Genomic DNA, 21,656 nt, shown 5'->3' with positions numbered 1-21,656 from the left:
ACCTCCCGTATGAATGAGATAATCGATACCAATGTCTTCAATCTTGCCCCCGTGGCGATGTGGATCGAGGATTTCAGCGAGGTGAAAAGCCAGTTCGATATCTGGCGATCGCAGGGCGTCGAGGATATCCGGGCGTTTCTTCTGGAAGATTTATCGAGAGTGGCGGCCTGCTCGCAGAAAATCCGCGTGATCAAGGTCAACGCCAGGACGCTGGAACTGTTCGAGGCCCGCGATCAGGCGCATCTCATCGACAATCTCCACCGGATTTTTCGTGACGACATGCTGGAAAGCCATGTGAACGAGCTTTCCGAACTCTGGGCGGGCAAGACGGAATTCACCAGCAACGCGGTCAATTATTCGATCAGCGGCAAGCGGCTGGATATCCAGTTGCGCGGCGCGGTCATTCCCGGCCATGAAGAAACCCTCGGGCGGCTGCTTTTGACCACCGAGGATGTGACGGAGCGGGAGGAGGCGCGCCGCAAGGAACTTCTCAACCGCCGTTACGCCGAAGGCATGTTCAAACATTCGCCCGTTTCCCTGTGGGTGGAGGATTTCAGCCGGGTGCGGCGGCTGATCGAGGAGGTCAGGGATCGCGGCATCGTCGATTTCCGCGTGTTCATGGATGTGCATCCTGAATTCGTGCGGCAATGCATGAGCGAAATCCGCGTCATCGACGTCAACCGCGCGACGCTGGACCTGTTCTGCGCGCCGGATCGGCAGGTTCTGTTGCAGCGGCTCGGCGATATTTTTCGCGGCGAGATGGAAAAACCGTTCCGGGAACAGCTGATGGAGCTTTGGAACGGCAATCTCACCCACCATCGCGAGGTGGTGAATTACGCGCTTGACGGTTCGGAGCGGCACGTGCTCCTGCATTTTTCCGTCTTCCCCGGCCATGAGCGCGACTGGTCGCTGGTGCAGGTGGCGCTGACGGACATTACCGCGCGCAAGAAGGCGGAAGCCTATCTCGAATATCTCGGCAAGCACGATGTACTGACCAAGCTGCACAACCGCGCCTTCTATTCGGACGAGCTGAACCGGCTGGAGCGCAGCGCGCTCAGGCCGGTTTCGGCCATCGTCATCGATCTCAACGGCCTGAAGGACGCCAATGACAAGCTGGGACACGATGCCGGCGACGCATTGTTGCGACGTGTGGGCGAGGTGCTGAACGGCGTGGTGACCGCGCCGAACCATGCTGCGCGCATCGGCGGCGACGAATTCGCCATCCTTCTTCCCGGCGCCGACAGGCAGATTGCCGCCGCCATGGTCGAGACCGTTTATGAATTGCTGAAGATCAACAACCAGTTCTATTCCAGCGCGCCGCTCAGCCTGTCGCTGGGCGTGGCGACCAGCGAGGCCGGCGAGACGATGGAATCGCTGGTGCGCCGCGCCGATATGAATATGTACGAGCAGAAGAACGCCTATTATGCGGCCCTGCGCAGCAGATCCGCCGACAATAACGACACGACGAAACTTGACCCGCAGTCGGAAGCCTCCTCGCTGAAGCGTCTGTCCTAACGGGGAGTGAGAGCGTCGTGGGGCATTCCCTCAGCCCCGACGTTATCCTCGGCCCCATGCCGAGGATCTAATCACGTCGAATAAAATCAATCGGTTGCAGATTCTCGGGACAGGCCCGAGGATGACGTCGAGAGAATGTTTATCCTCGGACTCTAAACCGCACAGCGGTGGTTTGGACGTGACGGAAGCAGCGGAAAGCTTCATTCGGCCAGCTGTCGCCTCCGGCTCGTCGCGATATGTCCTGCCTTGGACGCCAGTTAGTCCTCCGCTCCCAATTACAGCGCTCTCCGCAAGCCGTCTCACGCACCTTCACAAGCGCGTGAGACGGCTTTTGCGTTGCAACAATTTTATTGCCGAAGTTTTACATACGTCTTAGTATGTATGTAAATGTGACATTTTTTTATGGATTCGGAGCGCAGTATGGCGAAGAGATTGGGGCAGATCGCGGCGGTGTTGTTGACGGGCATCGTTTTGGTCGGATGTAGCGATGAGCAGGCGTCCGCGCCCGGCGCGCCGCCGCCCGGTGCGGTGAAGATCGTGACGGTGAGCCAGGAAGAACTGCCCATCACCAACGAATTGCCGGGACGCATTGCGCCGACGCGGCTTGCCGAAGTGCGCCCCCGTGTCTCCGGCATCATCGTGGAGCGGGTGTTTGAGCAGGGCTCGCTGGTGAAGGAGGGCGATGTTCTCTACCGGATCGATCCCGCGCCGTTTCAGGTGCGCGTCGATAGCGCCGAGGGCACGTTGCGCCGGGCGCAGGCCGCGCAGCTTCAGGCACGGCAGACGGCCGACAGACAGCAGCAGCTGCGCCGTTCCAACGTCGGTTCCCAGCAGGAATTCGACAATGCCATCGCCCAGCTGGCGCAGGCCGATGCCGAGGTGGCCGTGGCCGAAGCCGGCGTCGCGGAAGCGAAGCTCAATCTGCAATATGCCGATGTCAAAGCCCCGATCAGCGGCCGCATCGGTCGCGCGCGTATTACCGAAGGCGCCCTCGTCAGCGCCACTGGCTCTGAAAATCTGGCGACGATCCAGCAGCTCGATCCGATCTATGCCGACTTCACCCAGCCGGCGGCCGATCTTATCCGTCTGCGCAAGGCCCTGCAGGATGGCAAGCTGATGACCGGCCCGAACGAAGCCGAAGTCAACCTGCTGTTCGATGACGGCAGCCGTTACCCGCTGCCCGGCCGCCTGCTGTTTTCCGAAGCGGCGGTGGATGAAACCACCGGTCAGGTGACGCTGCGCGGTGAATTCCCCAACCCGAACGGCGATCTACTGCCGGGCATGTATGTCCGTGTGCAGATCCAGCAGGGTATCCAGAAGGCGGCCTTCGCGGTGCCGCAGCAGGCGGTTCAGCGCGATGCCGGCGGCCAGGCGAGCGTGCTTGTCGTCAATGCCGAAGACACGGTGGAGCAGCGTCGCGTCAGCGTCGGCCGCTCCATCGGCGATCGCTGGGTGATTTCCGAGGGCCTGAAGGACGGCGACCGCGTCGTGGCCGAAGGTTTCCAGAAGACCGCTCCGGGCGCGAAAGTGAAGCCGGAACCGTGGTCCGATGAGGCCGATGTCGCAACCGCCGCTGACAGCGAGAGCGCGGCTCCGGCTGCAAAGCAATAAGGACCGATTTCATGGCACGTTTTTTCATCGATCGGCCCATTTTTGCCTGGGTCGTCGCCATCTTCATCATGCTGGCGGGCCTGCTCGCCATTCCCATGCTGCCGATTGCGCAATATCCGAATGTCGCACCGCCGCAGATTTCCGTCTCGACGACCTATCCGGGCGCGTCGCCGGAGGATATTTACCAGAGCGTCACGCGTCCCATCGAAGAAGAGCTGAACGGCGTTCCAGGCCTGATCTATTTCGAATCGACGTCGGAATCCTCGGGTCGCATTTCCATCAACGTCACCTTTGCGCCGGGCTCCAACATCGGTGAAGCCCAGGTGGAGGTTCAGAACCGCATTGCGCGCGTCGAACCCCGCCTGCCGCAGGCGGTGACGCAGCAGGGCCTGCGCGTGGAGCAGGCGGGCACGTCGTTCCTGATGATGGTGGCGCTGACCTCCGTCGACGGTAACACGGACGCCATCGGTCTCGGCGATTATCTCAGCCGCAATGTGCTCGGCGAATTGCGCCGCGTTCCCGGCGTCGGCAGCGCGCAGCTCTTCGCTACCCAGCGCTCCATGCGTATCTGGATGGACCCGGACAAGATGCTGGGCCTCAGCCTCACCTCGAACGACGTCATCGGCGCCATTCAGGCGCAGAATTCGCAGGTTGCCGCCGGCCGCATCGGCGCATCGCCAAATCCCATCGGGCAGCAGATTTCCGCAACCGTCAATGTGCAGGGTCAGCTCACCTCGCCGGAAGAATTCGGCTCCATCGTGCTGCGCGCCAATCCGGACGGCTCATCCGTACGGCTGCGCGATGTCGCACGCGTGGAAGTGGGCGGCGAAAGCTATAACTTCTCGAGCCGCCTCAACGGCAAGCCGAGCGCCGCCATCGGCGTGCAGCTTTCGCCCACCGGCAATGCGCTGCAGACCTCCGAGGGCGTTCGCGCCACCATGGAAGAACTGTCCCGATATTTCCCGCAGGGTCTGGAATATGAAATTCCCTATGACACCAGCCCCTTCGTGAAAATCTCCATCCAGAAGGTAATCAACACGCTGGTGGAGGCGATCATCCTCGTCTTCGTGGTGATGTTCGTCTTCCTGCAGAATATCCGCTACACCATCATCCCGACACTGGTGGTGCCCGTGGCGCTGCTCGGCACCTGCGCCATCATGTATATCTCGGGTTTCTCGATCAACGTTCTGACCATGTTCGCCATGGTTCTCGCCATCGGCATTCTGGTGGACGACGCAATCGTCGTCGTCGAGAATGTCGAGCGCATCATGGCGGAAGAGCATCTGTCGCCCAAGGAGGCCACCCGCAAGGCGATGGGCCAGATTTCCGGCGCGATCATCGGCATCACGCTGGTGCTGACGGCCGTGTTCGTGCCCATGGCCTTCTTCCCGGGCGCCGTCGGCATCATCTACCAGCAGTTCAGCCTGACCATGGTGGTGTCGATCCTGTTTTCGGGCTTCCTTGCTTTGTCGCTCACGCCGGCGCTCTGCGCGTCGTTCCTGAAGCCGATCAAGGCCGGACACCATGAGAAGAAGGGCTTCTTCGGCTGGTTCAACCGCGGCTTCGACAAGGCGTCGCACAAATATTCCTCGTCCGTCGGCAGCATCATCAAGCGTTCCGGTCGCTTCATGGTCATTTACGCGGCTTTGCTGGTCGGTCTTGGCTGGGCGTATATGCAGCTGCCGAGCTCGTTCCTTCCGAACGAAGATCAGGGCTATCTGATCGTCGATATTCAGGCGCCGGCGGAAGCCAGCAGCGACCGCACCCTGCAATCCATCCAGCAGATCGAAAAGATCTTCATGGAAGAGCCGGCGGTGGATCGTGTGATTGCGGTTTCGGGTTTCTCCTTCTCCGGCTCGGGCCAGAATGCGGGTCTCGCCTTCGCCACCCTGAAGGACTGGAGCGAACGCGGACCGAACGATTCCGCCGCCGCCATATCGGCGCGCGTCAACGTCAAGCTGTGGGGTCTTCCGGACGCCATGTCGTTTGCGCTGTCGCCGCCGCCGATCCAGGGCCTCGGCAATTCCAGCGGCTTCACCTTCCGCCTGCAGGATCGCTCGGGCGCGGGACAGGCGGCTCTCAGCGCCGCCGGTGCGCAACTGATGGCCGCCGCCCGTCAGAGCCCCATCCTTGCCGGTCTTCGCATCGAAGGCATGCCGGATGCGGCGCAGGTCAATCTCATCATCGACCGTGAGAAGGCCAATACGTTCGGCGTCACCTTCAGCGACATCAACGCCACCATCTCGGCCAATATGGGGTCGTCCTACGTCAACGACTTCCCCAATGCCGGCCGCATGCAGCGCGTGACGGTGCAGGCGGAACAGGGCCAGCGCATGAAGACGGAGGATCTCCTGAACCTCAACGTCCGCAACGCCAATGGCGGCATGGTGCCGGTGAGCTCATTCGCCACGGTGGAATGGGTGCGCGGTCCCTCGCAGGTGGTCGGTTACAACGGCTATCCGGCGGTCCGTATCGGCGGCCAGTCCGCACCCGGTTATTCGTCGGGTGACGCCATTGCCGAAATGGAGCGTCTGGCGGGTGAGTTGCCGAGCGGCTTCGGTTTCGAATGGACCGGCCAGTCGCTGCAGGAAATCCAGTCCGGTTCGCAGGCACCGGCATTGATCGGGCTCAGCGTTCTGTTCGTCTTCCTGCTGCTTGCAGCACTTTACGAAAGCTGGTCCATTCCGCTCTCCGTCATGCTGGTGGTGCCGCTCGGCGTCATCGGCTCGGTGGCGGCGGTGATGCTGCGCGGCATGCCGAACGACGTCTATTTCCTCGTAGGCCTCGTCGCGATCATCGGCCTGTCCGCCAAGAATGCGATCCTGATCATCGAATTCGCCAAGGATTTGCGGGCGGAAGGAAAATCCACCTATGATGCGACGGTGGAGGCGGCGCACCTGCGCTTCCGGCCGATCCTGATGACGTCGCTCGCCTTCTCGCTCGGCGTGCTGCCGATGGCGATTGCGTCGGGCGCCAGTGCGGCGAGCCAGAACGCTATCGGCACCGGGGTTCTCGGCGGCATGATCTCGGCGACGATCCTCGCGATCTTCTTCGTTCCCGTCTTCTTCGTCTATGTAACACTTGTCAATGAACGATTTGCGCGGTTTATTAGGAGGAAATCGCAGTAAATCAGGGTTCCAGCAATGACAAAAGCCTACTCGTACATCCGTATCAGTTCTAAGAAACAGGAACGCGGGGAGGGCATACGTCGCCAGTTGGAACGGGCTGATGCTTATGCAAAGAAGCACGGCCTAGAGATCGATACCCAACTTCAGGATATCGCATCCGGTTATCACGCCAAGCACGTCACCCACGGCGCGCTTGGCGCTTTCCTTGATCTGGTCAAAGAGGGTAGGATTGAAGCCGGTTCGGTATTGATCGTTGAATCGCTGGACCGACTTTCCCGAGCGGATGTTATCAGCGCTCAGGCTCAACTTCTGACTTTGCTATCCGCTGGCATCGATGTTGTAACGCTTACTGATGAAGCCCGTTACAGCCGCGATAGAGATTTCACACAGCTAATAATTTCTCTGACTATTATGTCTCGTGCCAATGAGGAGTCGTCCCGTAAAGCGGACTTCTCTCTCAAATATCATTCGCAACGTTTGAACGATATCGCGGCTGGTCACAAACGTCATATCGTTAAACTTCCAAGGTGGCTTGACCAAACGCGAATTGATGGCTCGAAAGAATACGACTATTCGCTTAATCGACACGCCGAGACCGCAAAAGAGATTTTCAGGCTCTACAACAAAGGTTTGGGCGCAAGCGTCATTGCTCAGCGTTTCAATCAACAATCTATCCCGGTCTACGAAACGAAAACGAAATGGCACGTAAACGGTATTTTGCGCGTCATCCGTTCGATAGTCGCAAAAGGGGATTATCAGGTTGATGACGTTGTATTGCCCGATTTCTTTCCAGCAGTTGTGAGCCGTAAAGAATGGCAGATTGCGAACGACCGTCTATCAAAACAAGATCGTACGGGACGTAGAGGCAAAACGGTAACCAACCTCTTCAGTGGCCTTACAAAGTGTTTTGTTTGCGGGGGGAATGCACGGGTGGTCGGTGGCGGCTCTGCTTACAAATATCTGACGTGTGAAACAGCCCATAAGACCGGTATACATTGCGACGGTGAGGTGAAATGGGGAAAGCGCGCTCTGCCCTATGATCCTATCGAAAAGGCTATCCTCGATAACGTGGGCCTGTTTGTCGAGGTTGAGGAAAGCCCCAAGGACGCATCCGATCTTGCCAAGGAAGTCGCCGCGCATCTGTTGGAACTGGACGGCATTAACAAGAAAATCAACAACCTTCTCGATTTGGCCGAAGATATCGACAACGTTGAGGATAGGGCAAACTTTCGTAAACGGCTGGCTGAACGACGCTCTGAGAAGGCAACTATCGAACAAATGCTTTCCGAAAAGCAAACGCTCATCAATGAGGTTGCTACCGCTAAAGATCGGAAGGTAGACCTTAAATCGTATGTTGATGACGAGAGAACTAAATGGCCTGATATGACCGTTGATGACCTTTACGAGTCCCGTTCAAACGTAGCGCTCAGGATCAAATCAATTGTGTCGGCTGTTAGGATTGATGCGGGATCAAATGAGGTCCACGTAGCCGTAGGTGGCGTTACAAAGGGTTGGACGTTCAGCGGTAAAGGTGACGTTGTTTCATCGTTCGATTTTAGCCATCTTCCTATCGAAACTATTCAGAAGATGACCAAAGGTGTCGGGCTTTCCGTATCAGAAAAAGATATTGAAAAGGTGAGGGGTAGCGGCGCTTAAGCCGCTGCGATCCCGGTAGATTAATCGCGACGACGTCTGAACCGTTCATAATCTCTGTAGGTTATGAGGCCAAATACGGATAATGGGATAAACGAAACGACCAAAGCAAAATACAATCCAGACGTCGCCATAACAACAAATGACAGGAGCAATGCTGCTTTTACGATTAGTTCTGATTTGTTGTTATTGAATTCGTCTTTGATGAAGGGAATTATCATATTCGTTGTTCCTTTTGAATTGTTGCTACATAACTATTTATCGAAAACGTTAAAAAATAAAAAAATATTCTTTCAACGTTATCTAAAAAATGAAAAAAGGGTCATTTCGCTTTTTTCGGTCGTGGAATTATACCCGCTCAGCTTTGATGCTTTCCAACGTGAACGGTACGTAATCAGAAGGATCATAGCCGAATATATCAGCCATCGTTTTTATGCACGCTATATGCTGGCGAAACTCAAAAGATCGATTATCAGCGATAAACGTTTTTACACGTTCCTTTTCAAACTTGTCTTGTTCCTCAGGCTGTATCCTCATCGATTGCCCATAAGCATCAACTTGGATTGGCAACGCATAGCGGCCCATATCGAAATACGTAAAATAATATTCATCGTTCGCAAAGAACGCATAGGTTTGATAGAACGGCAAACCATACCGGCTTGATAGACTCGATGCATTCACCCATTGGGACATAACTGGCGCAACAATACCGAATTTATTGCCCCATATATTAACTTGATCTATTCCAACACCTTCGATGATATCCATCGCAATTTCATATTCATTCATCATTCGTTGTCTCCCTCATTTTCTTGTATTTATGATTTTTGTAGTTTTTTGAGCGTGTGCGGGATTTCCTTTAACCGGTCGTTCTTATCCGTTCCGAAAAGGTGTGCGTTGGCTCTTAACTTGAAATCGATTGCCGGTATATCGAGTTGGGCGTGACGGTAGAGGCTGAGCGCGTATTTGAAAAAGCGGTTATGCCCATTGTCCGTGCCTGCAAACTTATCAAGGGCTTTTTCGGCACGTTCGATTTTCATCTTATCGGTGACCGGGACATTGACGATCTTGGCTTGCCTTTCCGCTTCAAGTGCCAAACGCTGTTGTTCCATTTCATAGATATGTTGGAACCACTGGCAGCACTCGTCGGACGCCAAGATTTCCATAGGATCGATAAACGGAAGGCTCAGGCGATCAATCCACAAAGGATGGTCGGTTTCTGCCGGTAGATAGAAAAACGACTGAGCGCCGCGCTTGGATTTGTCGAGGCTGTATTTCGTAGCAGTGATGTCACGGGAAAAATAATCCCATATCGCCTCATAGCGCGCCGTAGTCGCGGTTTCGGCCATTGGATCGGTAAACGGTAGGATGATGCGGAAACGCGTTCCCTTGCCCTTTACGCCGTTGTTGAACGAGTTGTGCGCCAGTAGGCCATATACTTTGAAATGATCATCAATGACCGTTCGAGGATCGACCATAGAGCCGTCGAAATCGAACACGAGCGCGGTCGTGCACATAACGTTGGCGCGGGTCTTGTATTTGTCATCGTCGGTCAATGATGCGTCAAAGATTGCAGGACTCCATAGTGGTACGGAGTCCCTGTTAGGAAAACGAATTTCGTTAGCGCTTTTCAAATTCGCGAAAAGATCGCTTTCGATAGTCGGATTGTCGTCGTAAATTGATTTTTCAAAGGTCCAATGAATCGACATTTTCATTCCTCCCCTGCGTCTTTTTTGATTTTCTTTACACGCTCAGCAATATCTTGATAAAGCTTGGTCGAAGGTTGATGAATATTCACCGCTTTCGGTTTGTTGATGGAAACAACGTTTGTTTCATCGCCGGATGTCATCTTTGTTGGGGTATATACCAACGTTTTGACGTTCTGCGGCTTTTGAATTTTCCATTCAGAGCCGCTAGAATTCGCAGCAAAGTTTTCAATATGTCGGATGAAATCTTTTTTATTGTATGCCTTAAAAGCTTTGCCGATGTTTGATGCCTTGTACCAATCGTTAAAATCGATCCACATTTCATTTAGCGATACTTTTTTTCCATCTACGTTATCGTCTTTCCAATCTTCGAGATATTGGTCGTATGCGCCAAGATGACGATGATCTTTCTGGAGTTCCGCGACTTCTCCCCAAAATGGTTTGGAGGGGTCGTCTGCGCGTTCGTCAACTGATTGCCAGAGGACAACGGTATCAAGTTCGTCCATATCCGCTTGACGGTTAGCGCCGGGAACCGATGAAAAGTAGAGCGGAACAAAGCGACGGTTGCCGCTTTCGTCGCGGATGAGCGATGAAAGGTTATATGCGTTCGTTAGGCCCAACATCGTTGCGTTGTTTGGCGTCAGCTTCTGCCTATTAGAATTCATTGGACGATAGGCGATTGTTTTTGACGTAATGCGGGTCTTGATCGTTTCAACATCAGACCCAGACGCAAACGCCATTTCATCAAAATGGTGAATAGGGAACGTCCATTGATCTGCGTTACGGACTTCGGTCAACTGCGCAAAATCCGTTTCGTTCACCATTCCCAAAAACGGGGTGTAGAAATGTTCTTTGATGAAAACGGACTTGCCGGTCCCCTGAGCGCCGAAAATAACGGGCATCATATGATGCGTCACGTCGATATTGTTAATCTTGCGCTTAACCTGCCAAATGAATTTCTTTAAAATCGCAACGGTAAATTCGGATGATTGCTTGGATTGATCGAATTGCTTTGCGACGATCTGCCAGTGCTTTGCCGCATCAACCGTTTTGTCATAAGCGATGGTTTTCGCGACATCTGCCAACAATCTTGATGGAATTGCGCCAAGATAGTTATCGATTGCGCGGGTCGTTTCGTTGTACGTAATATCGATATCGTAGGTGTCGATATAGTCGCTGAGGATGGTTGTCATACCCTCGGTATCGTAGATTTGCTTTCCGTTGATCGCCCCCGAACACGTTCTATCGAAATTGATTTTTACGTTGTTCCTCGCAAGGACGAGTTCAACCTTTTCCATATCGGAATGGGGGCAGGAGCCATATTTGACTGCGAATTTAATCATTCCGCGACAACGTTCGATTGAGAGCTTTTCCGTCTTGCGGATATGGTCACGCACGGGCTTGAAGGCGGGGGATAGATCGATGCCGTTATCAACGACGAACTGAATCCAATGATACGTTTCATCGGCGCATTCGGTGTTGTATTTGTCTATCAACCAATCCGCGTTGATGATGGGAGCCGCTGCGACGATCTGGTGGGCAGGCGGCAGAGGGGTTTGGCCAGGAACGACCGTAAAATTGTTTGTCATTATTCTTTACCTTATATGCTATCTCCAAACTATTTATTGAAAAATACGTTTGTTTATGTTTACCCAAATAACGATGAATATCGCTACATATCTATTTATAACATATCGGTAAAATCGGCGTCAAATTAATAAAAGATTTGACGTTTTTTGTTGGGAGGAGTTATCGCGGATGGATTTTAGGTTGTCAGTCGGGTAAACATCGGAACCAAGGAGGAGGGATAAGGTAAAAGTACCATCCGCGATATTAGTATTTATCAATCATAGCTTATCGTTATATACGTCTTCAATATTAAACGGCAAAAAGATCGTAGTTTTCTTCGCTAAACAAAAATTCTCATAGAAGCTGTGTGCAATTGAGCTTCCTTGATGCTGCAAGATCGACTTTTCCCGATTCTGGATTTATCCGTTTTCATCCGTGAGGCGTATCGGGGGAAGCGATGCAACTGTATTACTACACGAAACTTCAATACGGCTTGGCGTCCGTGCGCGACAAGCGCATCAAGATATCCCTGTACGATAGCCTGAACGATCCTTTTGATTTCCTTGGTGTGGCAACCGATAGCAAGGATCAGCGCAAAGAACTAAAAGCCATCCGCGACGAAATAAGTGCCAAGTCGGGTATCATCTGCCTAAGCGAAACTTGGAAGGAACCTCTTATGTGGGGTCACTATGCTGAGGCGCACAAAGGCGTATGTCTTGGTTTCGAGGTGCGTGCGGGACATTACGAGCAGATTAAATATCGTGCTGAGCGTCCCCGACTTGCTGATTTCGGTAAGACATCGATCCACGAGTTGACCGATGAGGACAAGGCGCAAATTGCTTTCAGAAAATTCAATCACTGGTCATACGAACGAGAATGGCGTCGTGTTGTTGATCTTGAACCCGCTGATTTCGTTGATGGCAATCATTACCTGCGGTTTGATGGGTCGATGGTTTTGAAATATATTTTGTTTGGTTCTCGCGCTAAGATTTCAAGTGAGCAGATCAAAAGGATAGCCTCGGCAAATCCGAACGTTAAGTTAGCGATAACCAGTCCAGCTAATACCGCATTTGATATTGTCATCGATAAATTCAAGACAGAAGAAAGTGTGCCAGAAGATAATCGAGTCTTACAATTGCCAGTGCCCGACCGATTAGAATTTGAACACGCTATTGAGAAAATGATTGACTCTTCGATTCAGTCAGTAATGACAAACTTTTTACGGATACCTAGAATTACGCCTGAGGATATTGATTTCACAGGTGTTCGTCGGAGAAAGAAGCGCCCAGTTAAAAAATCGCCCTGAAAATTTAGTTCTACGGACCAAAAACAGATAATTGAAGGAAGCTGATTTGCGGCTCTACCGTTACATAAACAAGCAGTTTGGTCTGGATGCTATTCGAGACCAACGCCTGAAGGTATCCCGATACAGTCAACTCAATGATACATCAGAGTTGTCCCTGTGCGTTAAGGGGCCGACAAATAAAAAACATCAGCGACAACAGGTAGAGCGTTTCGATAACGAAGGCGGTCTCATATGTATGTCAGGAGTGTTCAATTCGCCTTTGATGTGGGGGCAGTATGCCGATGCCCATAAAGGGGTAGCGCTGATTTTCGACGCCGATCCCGAAAAATGGCACCCGGTTATCTATACGTCCACTCGTCCAACTTTGGAAATGTTTGGAAAAGTTCGATATCGCGAATTATCCAAGCGTGAGATGTTTGCTGTTGGAATGATGAAATCAGAGGAGTGGATATATGAAAATGAACGCCGTACACATATCCCGCTTGATGATGCATTAGAGGAAGGCGACCTTCATTTTGCCTCTTTTGAAACCGCATCAGTCAGCTTGGTCGGAGTTCTGTTCGGCCCGAGAGCAGCGGTGACTGACGAGGACTTGAAGATCACTAAGCACCTGAAAGTCGGATTTATGAAACAGTCGGACTTGAGTTACAAAATCATTCTCGATGTCGAAAAAACAATGCGACACGATAATCAGGTGACAATGTATGATCTTCTGAAAGACGTTTACGAGAACGCGTGAAGCCGTATACCCATCATTCTTTAGTCATTCAATTTTATTGGGTTTATCGTTTTGATCGTCTCAGCCGTGTAAGGCAGATAATCGGATATTGCGTCATATTGAAATTCATCGCGGTAAACGTCAACAAACTCGAATTCGTGACGTTCGCGGGGTCGGCTTAGAAAACTCATTATGAAATTTGCAGCAATATCATCTGAGAAGTCCCGCGTGGGGTCTTTCATACGCTCAGCAATTATCCCGATTGGAGGACGCCCGAACGTGTGGCAATAAACAAACAATCCCTTATATTTCGCAGGTCTAATTTCCATCGGAAATTTGATTGAATATTTAAGGGCGCATTCTTTGGCTTGTTTGTAGGTTGAATAAGTTGTTCCAAAATAATGTCTATCGTATTTGAAATTCTCTAAACCGTTTTCGGCAATGAGTTCTTTTGCTAGTTCGATCTGGTGTTTCATTAAGTTGTTCCCCTATTGTCTATGATATTTATCGGGCAGGGGTTTTCTCGAAAAAATTCTCAAAAATTCCGAATAGGCTGCAAATATATTCTGGATTCTCAAAGGGGGGGGTGTAGGGGTATTTTTGCCGGAAATCGGCACAGATCGTCACACAGAGGATTTGGGAGGGTTTTGGCTATCGATGTAGCCCTGAACGCTCTACGGCGCTGTGTGAGGCCGTGTGGCGCTGTATGGCGCTTGCTACTTGCTTGTGCGTCAAAGCCTTGCCTTTGGATGATTGGCAACCATTCTCGTCAAGGATCGATGCAATCTTTCGATAGGATAATTCCTGATAGTTCGGGCAATGTTGCCCAATCATTCCCATAATCTCAGAGGCCGTTCTATCGCCCTTGGCAATGGCTCCAGCAACGTTTGCTGCTTGGATGACGGGATTGTTAGCGCCGAGTTTCACGCCGCGTTCCTTGGCTGCTTTGAGCGCTGCTTTGGTACGATCTGAAATAGCCTTGGCTTCGTATTCGGCAAAGACGCTCAACATCTGGAGAACCATTGTCGAAGCCTCTGGCATATCCGCACAAACGATAGGGACGCCTGACTTAAGCAAGCCCGATACGAAATGAACATCGCGGGCCAATCGATCAATCTTGGCTATCAGGAGCGTTGCGCCGGTCTTTTTGGCGTGGGCAAGGGCTTCGGCAATAACTGGCCTATCATCCTTACGACCGGATTCTATCTCGGTAAATTCAGCAACGATATTCGCAGGATCGGTAAAGGCTTCAACCAATGATCGCTGAGCTTCTAAGCCCAATCCGCTCTGACCTTGGCGCGCCGTTGAAACGCGAAAGTATGCAACATATTCGGTCATTAGGATTCCGTTCCTATCGTTCAATTACCCTGTCAAAACCATATCCCATTTTCAACGACCGTTCAATATTTCCCACCCGGAATAAAATGAGGGAAAATCGACTTATGTTATTGATTTTGAGGGGGAATTATGTATGATTCTCCCCCTTCGACTTTTGGGGAGGGTCGAGAAAAAAGTTGAAAAAGATTTGGCTGAATCCCTGCCTAAATCCATTTATAGTAGTATTGGCAAGATGGCGGGGGATTTTCTTTTGACACTCGATTTGAACATTCACGACAAGATGCCTGTAATCCATCTTATTAGGAACGTTGATTTCCTTACCACGGCTTTCGAGGCGGATGACGACGATCATAGCCGCATCACATCCAACAGCAATATATGGGCGATAGAGCGGGTGAGCGCCAATTACGGGGCTGGCGACGGTTGGGCAACAGGTACGGTCGTTGTTCCTACTACTCGTAAGTCCGGCTTGTATCTTTCACCCAACAATGATCACGAGCCGTCCAAGGATCGATACGATGTTACAGACGAGAACATCAACGGCTCAGGTTTGTATCTGGTCATCCTCGACTTGGATAAGGTCCAGCCCCGCTCAAAGTTGCCTCAAACCAACCTTCCGGGAATAGCTTATCTTGATGACGCTGATTACGACCGTATGGTTCAAGCCTTGGATAAGTAATCCCGGTGAACGCGTTTGGGCATCGGTGTTGAGCCGGTGTCCAAACAATCTCATCAAAACAAACGGATTCGGTTAAAAAAAGTTAAAAAGTTAAGTTTGTTAGATATCTTTTCAACTTCCTATATATAATGCGTTTTTAGCGTTTCTATATAACAATCACTATATAATATTAACTTTTTAACTTATTATTATATTATATAGAGAAAACCCTTGTTTTATAGGGGTTTTCGGAAGAAATTTCCGGTTAAAAAGTCGGTTAAAAACCTTGTTTTGAAATTTAACCGACCCATTTTTTTAACCCAAACAGAAACATTATCCATCGATCTTTTTAACTTCGGTTAACGTGAAGTTAGATTTGGTTTAACTCGTTCGATACGAATTGACACCACGCACCGGGAAAGATTGTGCATCAAGCCGCCTTCAAAGATTGTTCCTTGCTTTTTTCAAGGAAATCCTCGGCCCATTCCGCGACGTTTTTAAACGTTCCCCCTTGAACGGTAATAGGGAGGGTAAACATCCTTTTTGGCATCTTTGGAAATTGTACGGGGATCGGAACCAAATCCGCTACCATACGAATACCAATATGGGCAGGAAGATAGCAGGTCATCGCCGGTGAAACAGCGTTCCCAATCGTCCAATAGGTATAAACCGTATTGTTGTGAGGCACAAAAAATCCATCGGTATTTGGGAGGCAGCACACGAACTGACCAGCCCTGATACCGTTTCTCCACCAGTAAAACATAATTTCGGCTTGCTTGTTAATGGTGATCGATGCTGGCCCATTATCCCTATGGAGCGTACCGTCCTTGTGCCAATCAAAGGTAATGCTCTTATCGTTTTCGCCAGAGGTATAATCAGACATATGGATGAGCGATGGCAGGTCGTCAAACGAATGAAGTTTCCCATCCTTATTCAACGTTTCATAGTTTTCGATTTTACCAGATTGTACGTCCTTGACGATCTTAATGATTTCACGAGTGTTCTTTGCTGACAATTTTGGTTTAGAATATGGCATTGATAAACTCTCCTTTGGTTTGTTGCGAAGGAGGGTCTTATCTAACGTTCTAAAACGTTTGTCAACAACGTTTGATGAAAACCTTTTTGGAATAATTTTCTATCAACTTTATTTTGAAGCATTATGTCTATATGTTGTATGTTAAACTAATTAAACACTATATATTGTTATCTGAAATGTTAATAGTACGCTAAATTGGTAGATTATTACGGTGGATACAAAAAACCCGCCCATTACGGCGGGTCTTGGTTCATTGCGAGGATTAAGAGTATGTATCCTCGCCTGCTATTATCTCACCTATAAAACCCTTCATTTTTTAAGATAACTCTCCTGTAGTCCTTGACGCTTGAATGCGACGACCGGGTATGCTCTGGGTTTTGCGACCTAATTTGGTGTTCTTTACGCATATATTCGTAAACGTAACTAACTTCATATGTTAGTTCTGTCGAATTAGATACCTTTCTAATCCAATCAAACGTATGCATCGTCATTGAATCATTGAATATATTTGCGTACTTTCTCAAATCGATGTCTTGTCCCTCATAGACTATAGACCAATGTGAATTAGCGTCCAATATGTTCTTCACTCTCGTGTTTTTTTCAATCGACCTTGTCTTTGCGTACTCGCATACAAGGGGATACATCATTACCAACTCAATCGGATATTCCTCGGTCCAGATTGAAGTTATGTCTTGAAGTATATCAATCGATTGTTCGAATTGCCGTGTTGTCAACGATGCGAGTTTGGCGGTCTCAGCAAGGAATTCAGCGAATAATGCCGGGTCTTGAATGGACGACGATGGCGGGATTGACCACTTTGATGTGTTAATTCCATTCGTTGCGATAAGGTTTCTCGCTATATAAGCAAAAGTTGATTCGTCTAATTTGTATGACCTATGAAAGAACCTTTGTAGGTATTGCTTTGAATCAAAGTTCGAGCCGTAGACTGCATTTATCGCGTGGGCTAATTGGTCTGCATCTGTTGCAATTACAAATACCAAACCGTCAACGTCAAATAGGTGCTTAATACGTTCCAACATTGCAATTGAGTATGTTGGTCTGCATCTGTCGAGTTCGTCAATGAATATGATGAAAGGTAATTTCTTATCGTCGGTTGATAGGGTTTTTAGAAGTGCCGCAAGGTTCGTCTTGAAATTATCGATGCTACTGGTTGTCTTATGTAGGTCGTCAAGTCTTTGTTGCGCGTACTTATCTATTGCCTGTTCGGTTAAGGCAGCAACACCAACACCTACCGCATCTATCACTTCTGCTGTCGTTGATTTGTCCTCCGCTCCAGTGGCTTGGCCTTCGGCTTCAAAGGCTGAAACAATGCCTTCGCCGCCGTCAGATATGGCCTTCTTTAACAGGGTTTTCCCGACTTCTTTCCCGGTGGCTATCGCAACAGTAGCAAAGTTTCGGCGTAGTTTCTTTGCGCCTTCAACGAACTTCGCTTTAACGGATTTTGGCAGTTCGCTTTCGATGCTTTTAAAATACTTATCCAGCGCGCCGACAACGATGCTGTATGGGTCGTCTACGAAGTCGTGTTCCCAAGCGTTTATGAGAATAGCCGGATGGTCCTTGAGAGCGTCTCGGTACATTCCGTTAATGAGGAAAGTTTTGCCCTGGCCCCATTTCGCATCTACGTTGATCACGTATGAGCCGTGTTTACCGGCCTTCGTGTTCTCCTGATAACGGTTCACCAATAGGCGATAAATCAACTCACCATCCGCTTGGCGATTAAGCAGGTCGTCTTTCCAGTTATCCGTTTCTGTCGTCATCATTCGCACCATTTGAAATCAACTTTGGGTTAGATTGCTGATAGAACGGCGGGTTGCAATATGGCTACAGGACTGCAAACAAAAAACCCCACCGCTTAGGGCAGGGTTCCGTATTCGGTAATGATATGCGCCTTTAGGAAACTATGACGACCTCTTCGCCGGTCTTGCTATCGATCTTTTCGAGGAACTCCCGTGCGTAGAACATTGCGGTAGTCTCTTCTTCAAATGCCGCTACAATCTCTTCGCCACCCTTGGTTTTCACCATAACGCGATATCTTGGCAGAGGACCAATACGCCAGCGTGTCTTAAGATCGGAATTCTTGGCCGTTTCGATTTCGGTATATCTCTGGCAACCCATCATATTGTTTGTATGGACAAGGATATCCTCGTCATCGCCCTTAAGCCAAACACCGTATTCAACCATTTTCGTTTTACCTCCTATTGGTGTGTTTTTTGGAGGTTTGATCTACCAGCGATGATTGCAGAAGTCGACTATGTTTCCTTTGGTCGGTTAACGTATCGGGGAGATGATGGATCGAGAAAGTCCTGAGACTCGTACGATCTGATGTATTCCATATCGATTGCGAGAAAGAGGCCGTGGGCAATGGCTTTAGCGGCTGGCTGGCTGATATCGGTGTTGCGTGTACCGGACGCCTTGGCCACGTCATCAGGAACCGCCCAAAGGTGCATCGATACGAATTCAATCAATTCGGCTTTGCCGATTAGGTTGCCGCTCTTTGTGAACGTGTAGTTGACCGACAGCCGGCTTACGAGGTGTTCGGCAAGGACTCTCGTGATGCTGATTGATCGCTTTCGAGATTGGCCGGTGCCTGCAAAGTTGGACCGTATCGTGCGCTCTGTCGTGATGAATTTCAGATAGATCGAAGATTCCAGATCGTCATTGCCCATCATTTTTGTTCTCCTTCCGTTCTCATATTCCTATACGGCCAAAACAGGCAGGAGTCGAGCGGGTTCTAAACCTCTATAGTTCAGCAACTGTGGTTCCATAACGTCATCTGAAATACCCTGAAACACCATTCGATAAATACCTCAAACACATAAGTTTGGGTATTTTGATAATGGCTAGAAAGATTAATTCCAACGGTTTAAAACTAATCCAAGAGTTTGAGGGATTACGTTTAACCGCATACGCCGACATTGGCGGTATCCCTACAATAGGTTGGGGAAATACCAATAGCGTAACTAAGACAGATGTTGCGAAAAAGAAAACCATTACGAAGGTTGAGGCTGAGCGTCTTTTAAAGGCTGACGTATCAACTTTTGAAAAGACTGTCGATAGCCTTACAAAGGTTCCGCTGAACGACAACCAGTTCGCAGCGTTGGTATCTTTCTCGTTTAACGTAGGCTCAGCGGCTTTTGGGAAATCCACGCTACTGAAGCTGTTGAACGCCTCTGATTACAAAGGCGCGGCGGCACAGTTTGCACGATGGAATAAAGTCAACACAAAGACGGTTGCTGGCCTCACTCGTCGCCGTGCGGCTGAAAGAGCATTGTTTGAGACGGTTCCCGCAAAGAACCTCTTGGACGAGGCTCCAGCAAAGGTTTGCAAATAATGCGGCCCGTTGCGCTCAACAATCACAAACCACCGCTTGCGATCTTCCTCTACGAACTATCGGGAAAGAGCGCTGGACCATTCCTCGAAATGGGCTGGGAATGCATTTGTGTTGATATTGCGCACGAGTCCGATCGATCTGAAACTAGAGCGCCAGGTACGATCAATTTCATCAAAGCCGACGCCAGGAATTGGTCGCCAACTCCAGACCAAAAAGAGCGTTGCCAATTCTTTGCAGCGTTCCCGCCTTGCGATCATTTGGCGGTATCTGGTGCGAGGTGGTTCAAAGGCAAAGGGCTTAGAAAACTCTCATCCTCGATAGAGTTGTTCGCCGTTGCGGCTGAAATGGCCGACGAGCTGGCCGCGCCGTACTTTATCGAAAATCCTATCAGCACGATTTCGAGTTACTGGCGCAAACCCGACCATAAGTTCCATCCGTATCATTTTGCGGATTGGGAACCCCGCGACAACTATTCAAAGCAAACGTGCCTATGGGTAGGGAACGGCTTCAAGATGCCGTGGCCGTCATATCCAGAGGGATTGCAAATCGACACGAAACGTATCGTCAACGCCTCTGAAAATGAGGATCGAAAGAACCTCCGCTCAGAGACACCAGTTGGCTTTATGAAAGCAGTTTATGAGGCGAATTTCTTACAATGACGACCGACATCAAAACCATTGCCCGAAACGGCCACGTCCCAACTCTGACAGAGGTTGTTTCCATTCTCGCCACGGCTGAGCATCAATCATCGGTCATCTATTTCATACCGTCGCTCTGGTTTTCGTTCTGCCCGTACTTGGAAGATTTTCACCTAACCGACGTGCTGCCTATCGTTGATATGGATTGGCAAGAGGAGTTTGAGGGATTGTCACGCTATGATCCTGATTCAATCCAGAATGTGACATCAATGGCTATCAACGTTGATCTAAAAGAGGACGAAATACAAGTTTGGGCAATTTATTTTAATGACGCTGTACGTTTAAAGTAGGTGAAAATGATAAATAGTATTGAGACAACCGGTTATGTGAAAATAAACAGAAAACTAACCGAAGAGCATAAGGCGAAGATTTCAAAATCAATGAAATTTCGTTGGCTCCAGAAAAAGACAAAACTTAAGAAATTGTAATGAGGAACACATACAATGTCAGAACTTGTAAACTTAATCGATAATATCGAAACAACCCGCTTTGAAACTTTCGGCGTAGATGATCCGTCCGCTATGGGGCAACCCTATTGGGGAATTGATATGGATCGTGCGACGGATGAAGCATTGCGAAATATCATCAAGGACATCTATCTTATTGCGAGTAATATTGAAGAAATGCCGCCTAAGATGCAGGGGAGATTTCGTAAGATCGATCAGAAGTTTTACGATGATATTTTTCGTATATGGAGTAGATATGTAGATGGAAATCAAATATGGGTCTACGAGGATGTCGTAGACCTGAACAAAGTTACGGTAAAATTCATAGAATCAGTGATTGACGTTCCAACCGATATTCCAAAAGAAATCATTTCCATTCAATGAAACGAAAAGCCCCATTCGGGGCTTTATTCATTCCAAATCGTATCAAACTCGGTAGGCGTCTTTTCAAGGGCGGTTGCAAGCCATACCGTAAAAGGATCGTCGCGGCGGAACCAATCGGTGTATTCCCAATAGGATTCAAGTGACGCGTTCAGTTCGTCACTATCGACCTCATCAATCATTTTCTTGATCCCGCGTGGAAATTGACCGATGCGAACAAGCCATTCTCTAAACTCAAGGGGGGTCTTTGCGGGATAGTCGTTAAAGCGTTTTTCTTTCAACTGAAATGAAGACAGTTCAATAGCATATTTGATTGCAAGGTTTGCTATATCTTCAGGCGTAGGAGGCGTCACAGTTGGGGTCCATTGGATAATGACTGCCGGTGACGTTCGCACGGATGAGTTTTGTTCAACTTGATGCGCAACCCAATAGTCTATACCGCGTTTCAATGTAGGATATTCCAATCCTAACAATAACTGGACTTCATTGGCTGATAGGTCGTGGGGATAGTTTGTAAAATCAAATTCCATTTAAATAGTTT

21 protein-coding genes are annotated in these 21,656 nt (G+C 49.6%); 11 read left to right on the top strand and 10 right to left on the bottom strand.

Going from position 1 to position 21,656, the window contains the following annotated elements:
* The first annotated feature begins 9 nt into the window (after positions 1 to 9).
* From CFBP4996_RS15490 to CFBP4996_RS15475, 4 genes are all read left to right on the top strand, one after another.
* On the top strand, positions 10 to 1,515 hold the full coding sequence (locus CFBP4996_RS15490; protein WP_080854636.1) for a sensor domain-containing diguanylate cyclase: 1,506 nt from the start codon (positions 10 to 12) through the stop codon (positions 1,513 to 1,515).
* A gap of 420 nt (positions 1,516 to 1,935) precedes the next feature.
* Positions 1,936 to 3,126: an efflux RND transporter periplasmic adaptor subunit gene (locus CFBP4996_RS15485; protein WP_080854637.1), complete on the top strand. Its 1,191-nt coding sequence runs from the start codon at positions 1,936 to 1,938 to the stop codon at positions 3,124 to 3,126.
* An 11-nt stretch (positions 3,127 to 3,137) separates the two neighbouring features.
* Positions 3,138 to 6,254 carry a multidrug efflux RND transporter permease subunit gene (locus tag CFBP4996_RS15480; protein WP_080854638.1) on the top strand — a complete coding sequence of 1,039 codons (3,117 nt, stop codon included), beginning with the start codon at positions 3,138 to 3,140 and terminating at the stop codon, positions 6,252 to 6,254.
* Between the two features lie 15 nt (positions 6,255 to 6,269).
* Positions 6,270 to 7,910, top strand: a complete 1,641-nt coding sequence (locus CFBP4996_RS15475) for a recombinase family protein (protein ID WP_080854639.1) — start codon at positions 6,270 to 6,272, stop codon at positions 7,908 to 7,910.
* 345 nt (positions 7,911 to 8,255) lie between these two features.
* Here CFBP4996_RS15475 and CFBP4996_RS15470 read toward each other — a convergent pair whose 3' ends face one another.
* Genes CFBP4996_RS15470 through CFBP4996_RS15460 form a run of 3 tightly spaced genes read right to left on the bottom strand, consistent with a single transcriptional unit; the run spans position 8,256 to position 11,202 of the window.
* Entirely contained in the window at positions 8,256 to 8,699 is a 444-nt protein-coding gene (locus CFBP4996_RS15470; protein ID WP_080854640.1) for a hypothetical protein, read from the bottom strand.
* Positions 8,700 to 8,725: 26 nt separating this feature from the next.
* On the bottom strand, positions 8,726 to 9,616 hold the full coding sequence (locus CFBP4996_RS15465; protein WP_080854641.1) for a hypothetical protein: 891 nt from the start codon (positions 9,614 to 9,616) through the stop codon (positions 8,726 to 8,728).
* Positions 9,617 to 9,618: 2 nt separating this feature from the next.
* On the bottom strand, positions 9,619 to 11,202 hold the full coding sequence (locus CFBP4996_RS15460) for a VapE domain-containing protein (protein ID WP_137396264.1): 1,584 nt from the start codon (positions 11,200 to 11,202) through the stop codon (positions 9,619 to 9,621).
* A gap of 437 nt (positions 11,203 to 11,639) precedes the next feature.
* On the opposite strand from CFBP4996_RS15460, the gene CFBP4996_RS15455 reads away from it, so the two are divergent.
* Positions 11,640 to 12,488, top strand: a complete 849-nt coding sequence (locus CFBP4996_RS15455) for a DUF2971 domain-containing protein (protein ID WP_080854643.1) — start codon at positions 11,640 to 11,642, stop codon at positions 12,486 to 12,488.
* A gap of 31 nt (positions 12,489 to 12,519) precedes the next feature.
* Entirely contained in the window at positions 12,520 to 13,227 is a 708-nt protein-coding gene (locus tag CFBP4996_RS15450) for a DUF2971 domain-containing protein (protein WP_080854644.1), read from the top strand.
* 20 nt (positions 13,228 to 13,247) lie between these two features.
* On the opposite strand, the gene CFBP4996_RS15445 is transcribed toward CFBP4996_RS15450, so the two are convergent.
* The gene (locus tag CFBP4996_RS15445) at positions 13,248 to 13,682 is read right to left on the bottom strand and encodes a hypothetical protein (RefSeq protein ID WP_080854645.1); all 435 of its coding nucleotides are present in this window, start codon (positions 13,680 to 13,682) and stop codon (positions 13,248 to 13,250) included.
* A gap of 175 nt (positions 13,683 to 13,857) precedes the next feature.
* Positions 13,858 to 14,544, bottom strand: a complete 687-nt coding sequence (locus tag CFBP4996_RS15440) for a recombinase family protein (RefSeq protein WP_080854912.1) — start codon at positions 14,542 to 14,544, stop codon at positions 13,858 to 13,860.
* 133 nt (positions 14,545 to 14,677) lie between these two features.
* On the opposite strand from CFBP4996_RS15440, the gene CFBP4996_RS15435 reads away from it, so the two are divergent.
* Complete coding sequence (locus CFBP4996_RS15435; protein WP_080854646.1) at positions 14,678 to 15,223, top strand: hypothetical protein; 546 nt, start codon at positions 14,678 to 14,680, stop codon at positions 15,221 to 15,223.
* Positions 15,224 to 15,632: 409 nt separating this feature from the next.
* Here CFBP4996_RS15435 and CFBP4996_RS15430 read toward each other — a convergent pair whose 3' ends face one another.
* The 4 genes from CFBP4996_RS15430 to CFBP4996_RS15415 all read right to left on the bottom strand — a co-directional run bounded on the left by CFBP4996_RS15430 (position 15,633) and on the right by CFBP4996_RS15415 (position 18,928).
* Positions 15,633 to 16,238, bottom strand: a complete 606-nt coding sequence (locus tag CFBP4996_RS15430) for a hypothetical protein (RefSeq protein ID WP_080854647.1) — start codon at positions 16,236 to 16,238, stop codon at positions 15,633 to 15,635.
* Between the two features lie 293 nt (positions 16,239 to 16,531).
* On the bottom strand, positions 16,532 to 18,016 hold the full coding sequence (locus CFBP4996_RS15425) for a KAP family P-loop NTPase fold protein (RefSeq protein ID WP_162936108.1): 1,485 nt from the start codon (positions 18,014 to 18,016) through the stop codon (positions 16,532 to 16,534).
* 133 nt (positions 18,017 to 18,149) lie between these two features.
* On the bottom strand, positions 18,150 to 18,440 hold the full coding sequence (locus CFBP4996_RS15420) for a hypothetical protein (protein WP_080854649.1): 291 nt from the start codon (positions 18,438 to 18,440) through the stop codon (positions 18,150 to 18,152).
* A gap of 68 nt (positions 18,441 to 18,508) precedes the next feature.
* On the bottom strand, positions 18,509 to 18,928 hold the full coding sequence (locus CFBP4996_RS15415) for a hypothetical protein (RefSeq protein ID WP_080854650.1): 420 nt from the start codon (positions 18,926 to 18,928) through the stop codon (positions 18,509 to 18,511).
* Between the two features lie 167 nt (positions 18,929 to 19,095).
* Here CFBP4996_RS15415 and CFBP4996_RS15410 point away from each other — a divergent pair, with 167 nt between their 5' ends.
* The 4 genes from CFBP4996_RS15410 (at position 19,096) to CFBP4996_RS15395 (ending at position 21,118) form a co-directional block, all read left to right on the top strand.
* Entirely contained in the window at positions 19,096 to 19,590 is a 495-nt protein-coding gene (locus CFBP4996_RS15410) for a lysozyme (protein WP_080854913.1), read from the top strand.
* Complete coding sequence (locus tag CFBP4996_RS15405; protein ID WP_205529289.1) at positions 19,590 to 20,249, top strand: hypothetical protein; 660 nt, start codon at positions 19,590 to 19,592, stop codon at positions 20,247 to 20,249. Before CFBP4996_RS15410 ends, CFBP4996_RS15405 begins: the two co-directional genes overlap by 1 nt.
* The gene (locus CFBP4996_RS15400; RefSeq protein ID WP_080854651.1) at positions 20,246 to 20,578 is read left to right on the top strand and encodes a hypothetical protein; all 333 of its coding nucleotides are present in this window, start codon (positions 20,246 to 20,248) and stop codon (positions 20,576 to 20,578) included. Before CFBP4996_RS15405 ends, CFBP4996_RS15400 begins: the two co-directional genes overlap by 4 nt.
* 153 nt (positions 20,579 to 20,731) lie before the next feature.
* The gene (locus CFBP4996_RS15395; protein ID WP_080854652.1) at positions 20,732 to 21,118 is read left to right on the top strand and encodes a hypothetical protein; all 387 of its coding nucleotides are present in this window, start codon (positions 20,732 to 20,734) and stop codon (positions 21,116 to 21,118) included.
* A 23-nt stretch (positions 21,119 to 21,141) separates the two neighbouring features.
* Here the strand turns inward: CFBP4996_RS15395 and CFBP4996_RS15390 are convergent, their stop codons facing one another.
* Complete coding sequence (locus tag CFBP4996_RS15390) at positions 21,142 to 21,645, bottom strand: XkdW family protein (protein WP_080854653.1); 504 nt, start codon at positions 21,643 to 21,645, stop codon at positions 21,142 to 21,144.
* Between the last annotated feature and the right edge of the window lie 11 nt (positions 21,646 to 21,656).

Source organism: Agrobacterium leguminum (genome assembly GCF_005144435.2).
GTDB lineage: Bacteria > Pseudomonadota > Alphaproteobacteria > Rhizobiales > Rhizobiaceae > Agrobacterium > Agrobacterium leguminum.
The sequence above is the reverse complement of the archived record's forward strand: the minus strand, read 5'-3'. Positions and strand labels throughout refer to the sequence as shown.

Coding starts and splice junctions, on each gene's coding strand:
- CFBP4996_RS15395 (WP_080854652.1), top strand. CDS start 20,732: ATGTCAGAACTTGTAAACTTAATCGATAATATCGAAACAACCCGCTTT.
- CFBP4996_RS15445 (WP_080854645.1), bottom strand. CDS start 13,682: ATGAAACACCAGATCGAACTAGCAAAAGAACTCATTGCCGAAAACGGT.
- CFBP4996_RS15440 (WP_080854912.1), bottom strand. CDS start 14,544: ATGACCGAATATGTTGCATACTTTCGCGTTTCAACGGCGCGCCAAGGT.
- CFBP4996_RS15430 (WP_080854647.1), bottom strand. CDS start 16,238: ATGCCATATTCTAAACCAAAATTGTCAGCAAAGAACACTCGTGAAATC.
- CFBP4996_RS15490 (WP_080854636.1), top strand. CDS start 10: ATGAATGAGATAATCGATACCAATGTCTTCAATCTTGCCCCCGTGGCG.
- CFBP4996_RS15415 (WP_080854650.1), bottom strand. CDS start 18,928: ATGATGGGCAATGACGATCTGGAATCTTCGATCTATCTGAAATTCATC.
- CFBP4996_RS15405 (WP_205529289.1), top strand. CDS start 19,590: ATGCGGCCCGTTGCGCTCAACAATCACAAACCACCGCTTGCGATCTTC.
- CFBP4996_RS15475 (WP_080854639.1), top strand. CDS start 6,270: ATGACAAAAGCCTACTCGTACATCCGTATCAGTTCTAAGAAACAGGAA.
- CFBP4996_RS15465 (WP_080854641.1), bottom strand. CDS start 9,616: ATGTCGATTCATTGGACCTTTGAAAAATCAATTTACGACGACAATCCG.
- CFBP4996_RS15455 (WP_080854643.1), top strand. CDS start 11,640: ATGCAACTGTATTACTACACGAAACTTCAATACGGCTTGGCGTCCGTG.
- CFBP4996_RS15400 (WP_080854651.1), top strand. CDS start 20,246: ATGACGACCGACATCAAAACCATTGCCCGAAACGGCCACGTCCCAACT.
- CFBP4996_RS15420 (WP_080854649.1), bottom strand. CDS start 18,440: ATGGTTGAATACGGTGTTTGGCTTAAGGGCGATGACGAGGATATCCTT.
- CFBP4996_RS15410 (WP_080854913.1), top strand. CDS start 19,096: ATGGCTAGAAAGATTAATTCCAACGGTTTAAAACTAATCCAAGAGTTT.
- CFBP4996_RS15390 (WP_080854653.1), bottom strand. CDS start 21,645: ATGGAATTTGATTTTACAAACTATCCCCACGACCTATCAGCCAATGAA.
- CFBP4996_RS15480 (WP_080854638.1), top strand. CDS start 3,138: ATGGCACGTTTTTTCATCGATCGGCCCATTTTTGCCTGGGTCGTCGCC.
- CFBP4996_RS15485 (WP_080854637.1), top strand. CDS start 1,936: ATGGCGAAGAGATTGGGGCAGATCGCGGCGGTGTTGTTGACGGGCATC.
- CFBP4996_RS15460 (WP_137396264.1), bottom strand. CDS start 11,202: ATGACAAACAATTTTACGGTCGTTCCTGGCCAAACCCCTCTGCCGCCT.
- CFBP4996_RS15425 (WP_162936108.1), bottom strand. CDS start 18,016: ATGACGACAGAAACGGATAACTGGAAAGACGACCTGCTTAATCGCCAA.
- CFBP4996_RS15470 (WP_080854640.1), bottom strand. CDS start 8,699: ATGATGAATGAATATGAAATTGCGATGGATATCATCGAAGGTGTTGGA.
- CFBP4996_RS15435 (WP_080854646.1), top strand. CDS start 14,678: ATGATTCTCCCCCTTCGACTTTTGGGGAGGGTCGAGAAAAAAGTTGAA.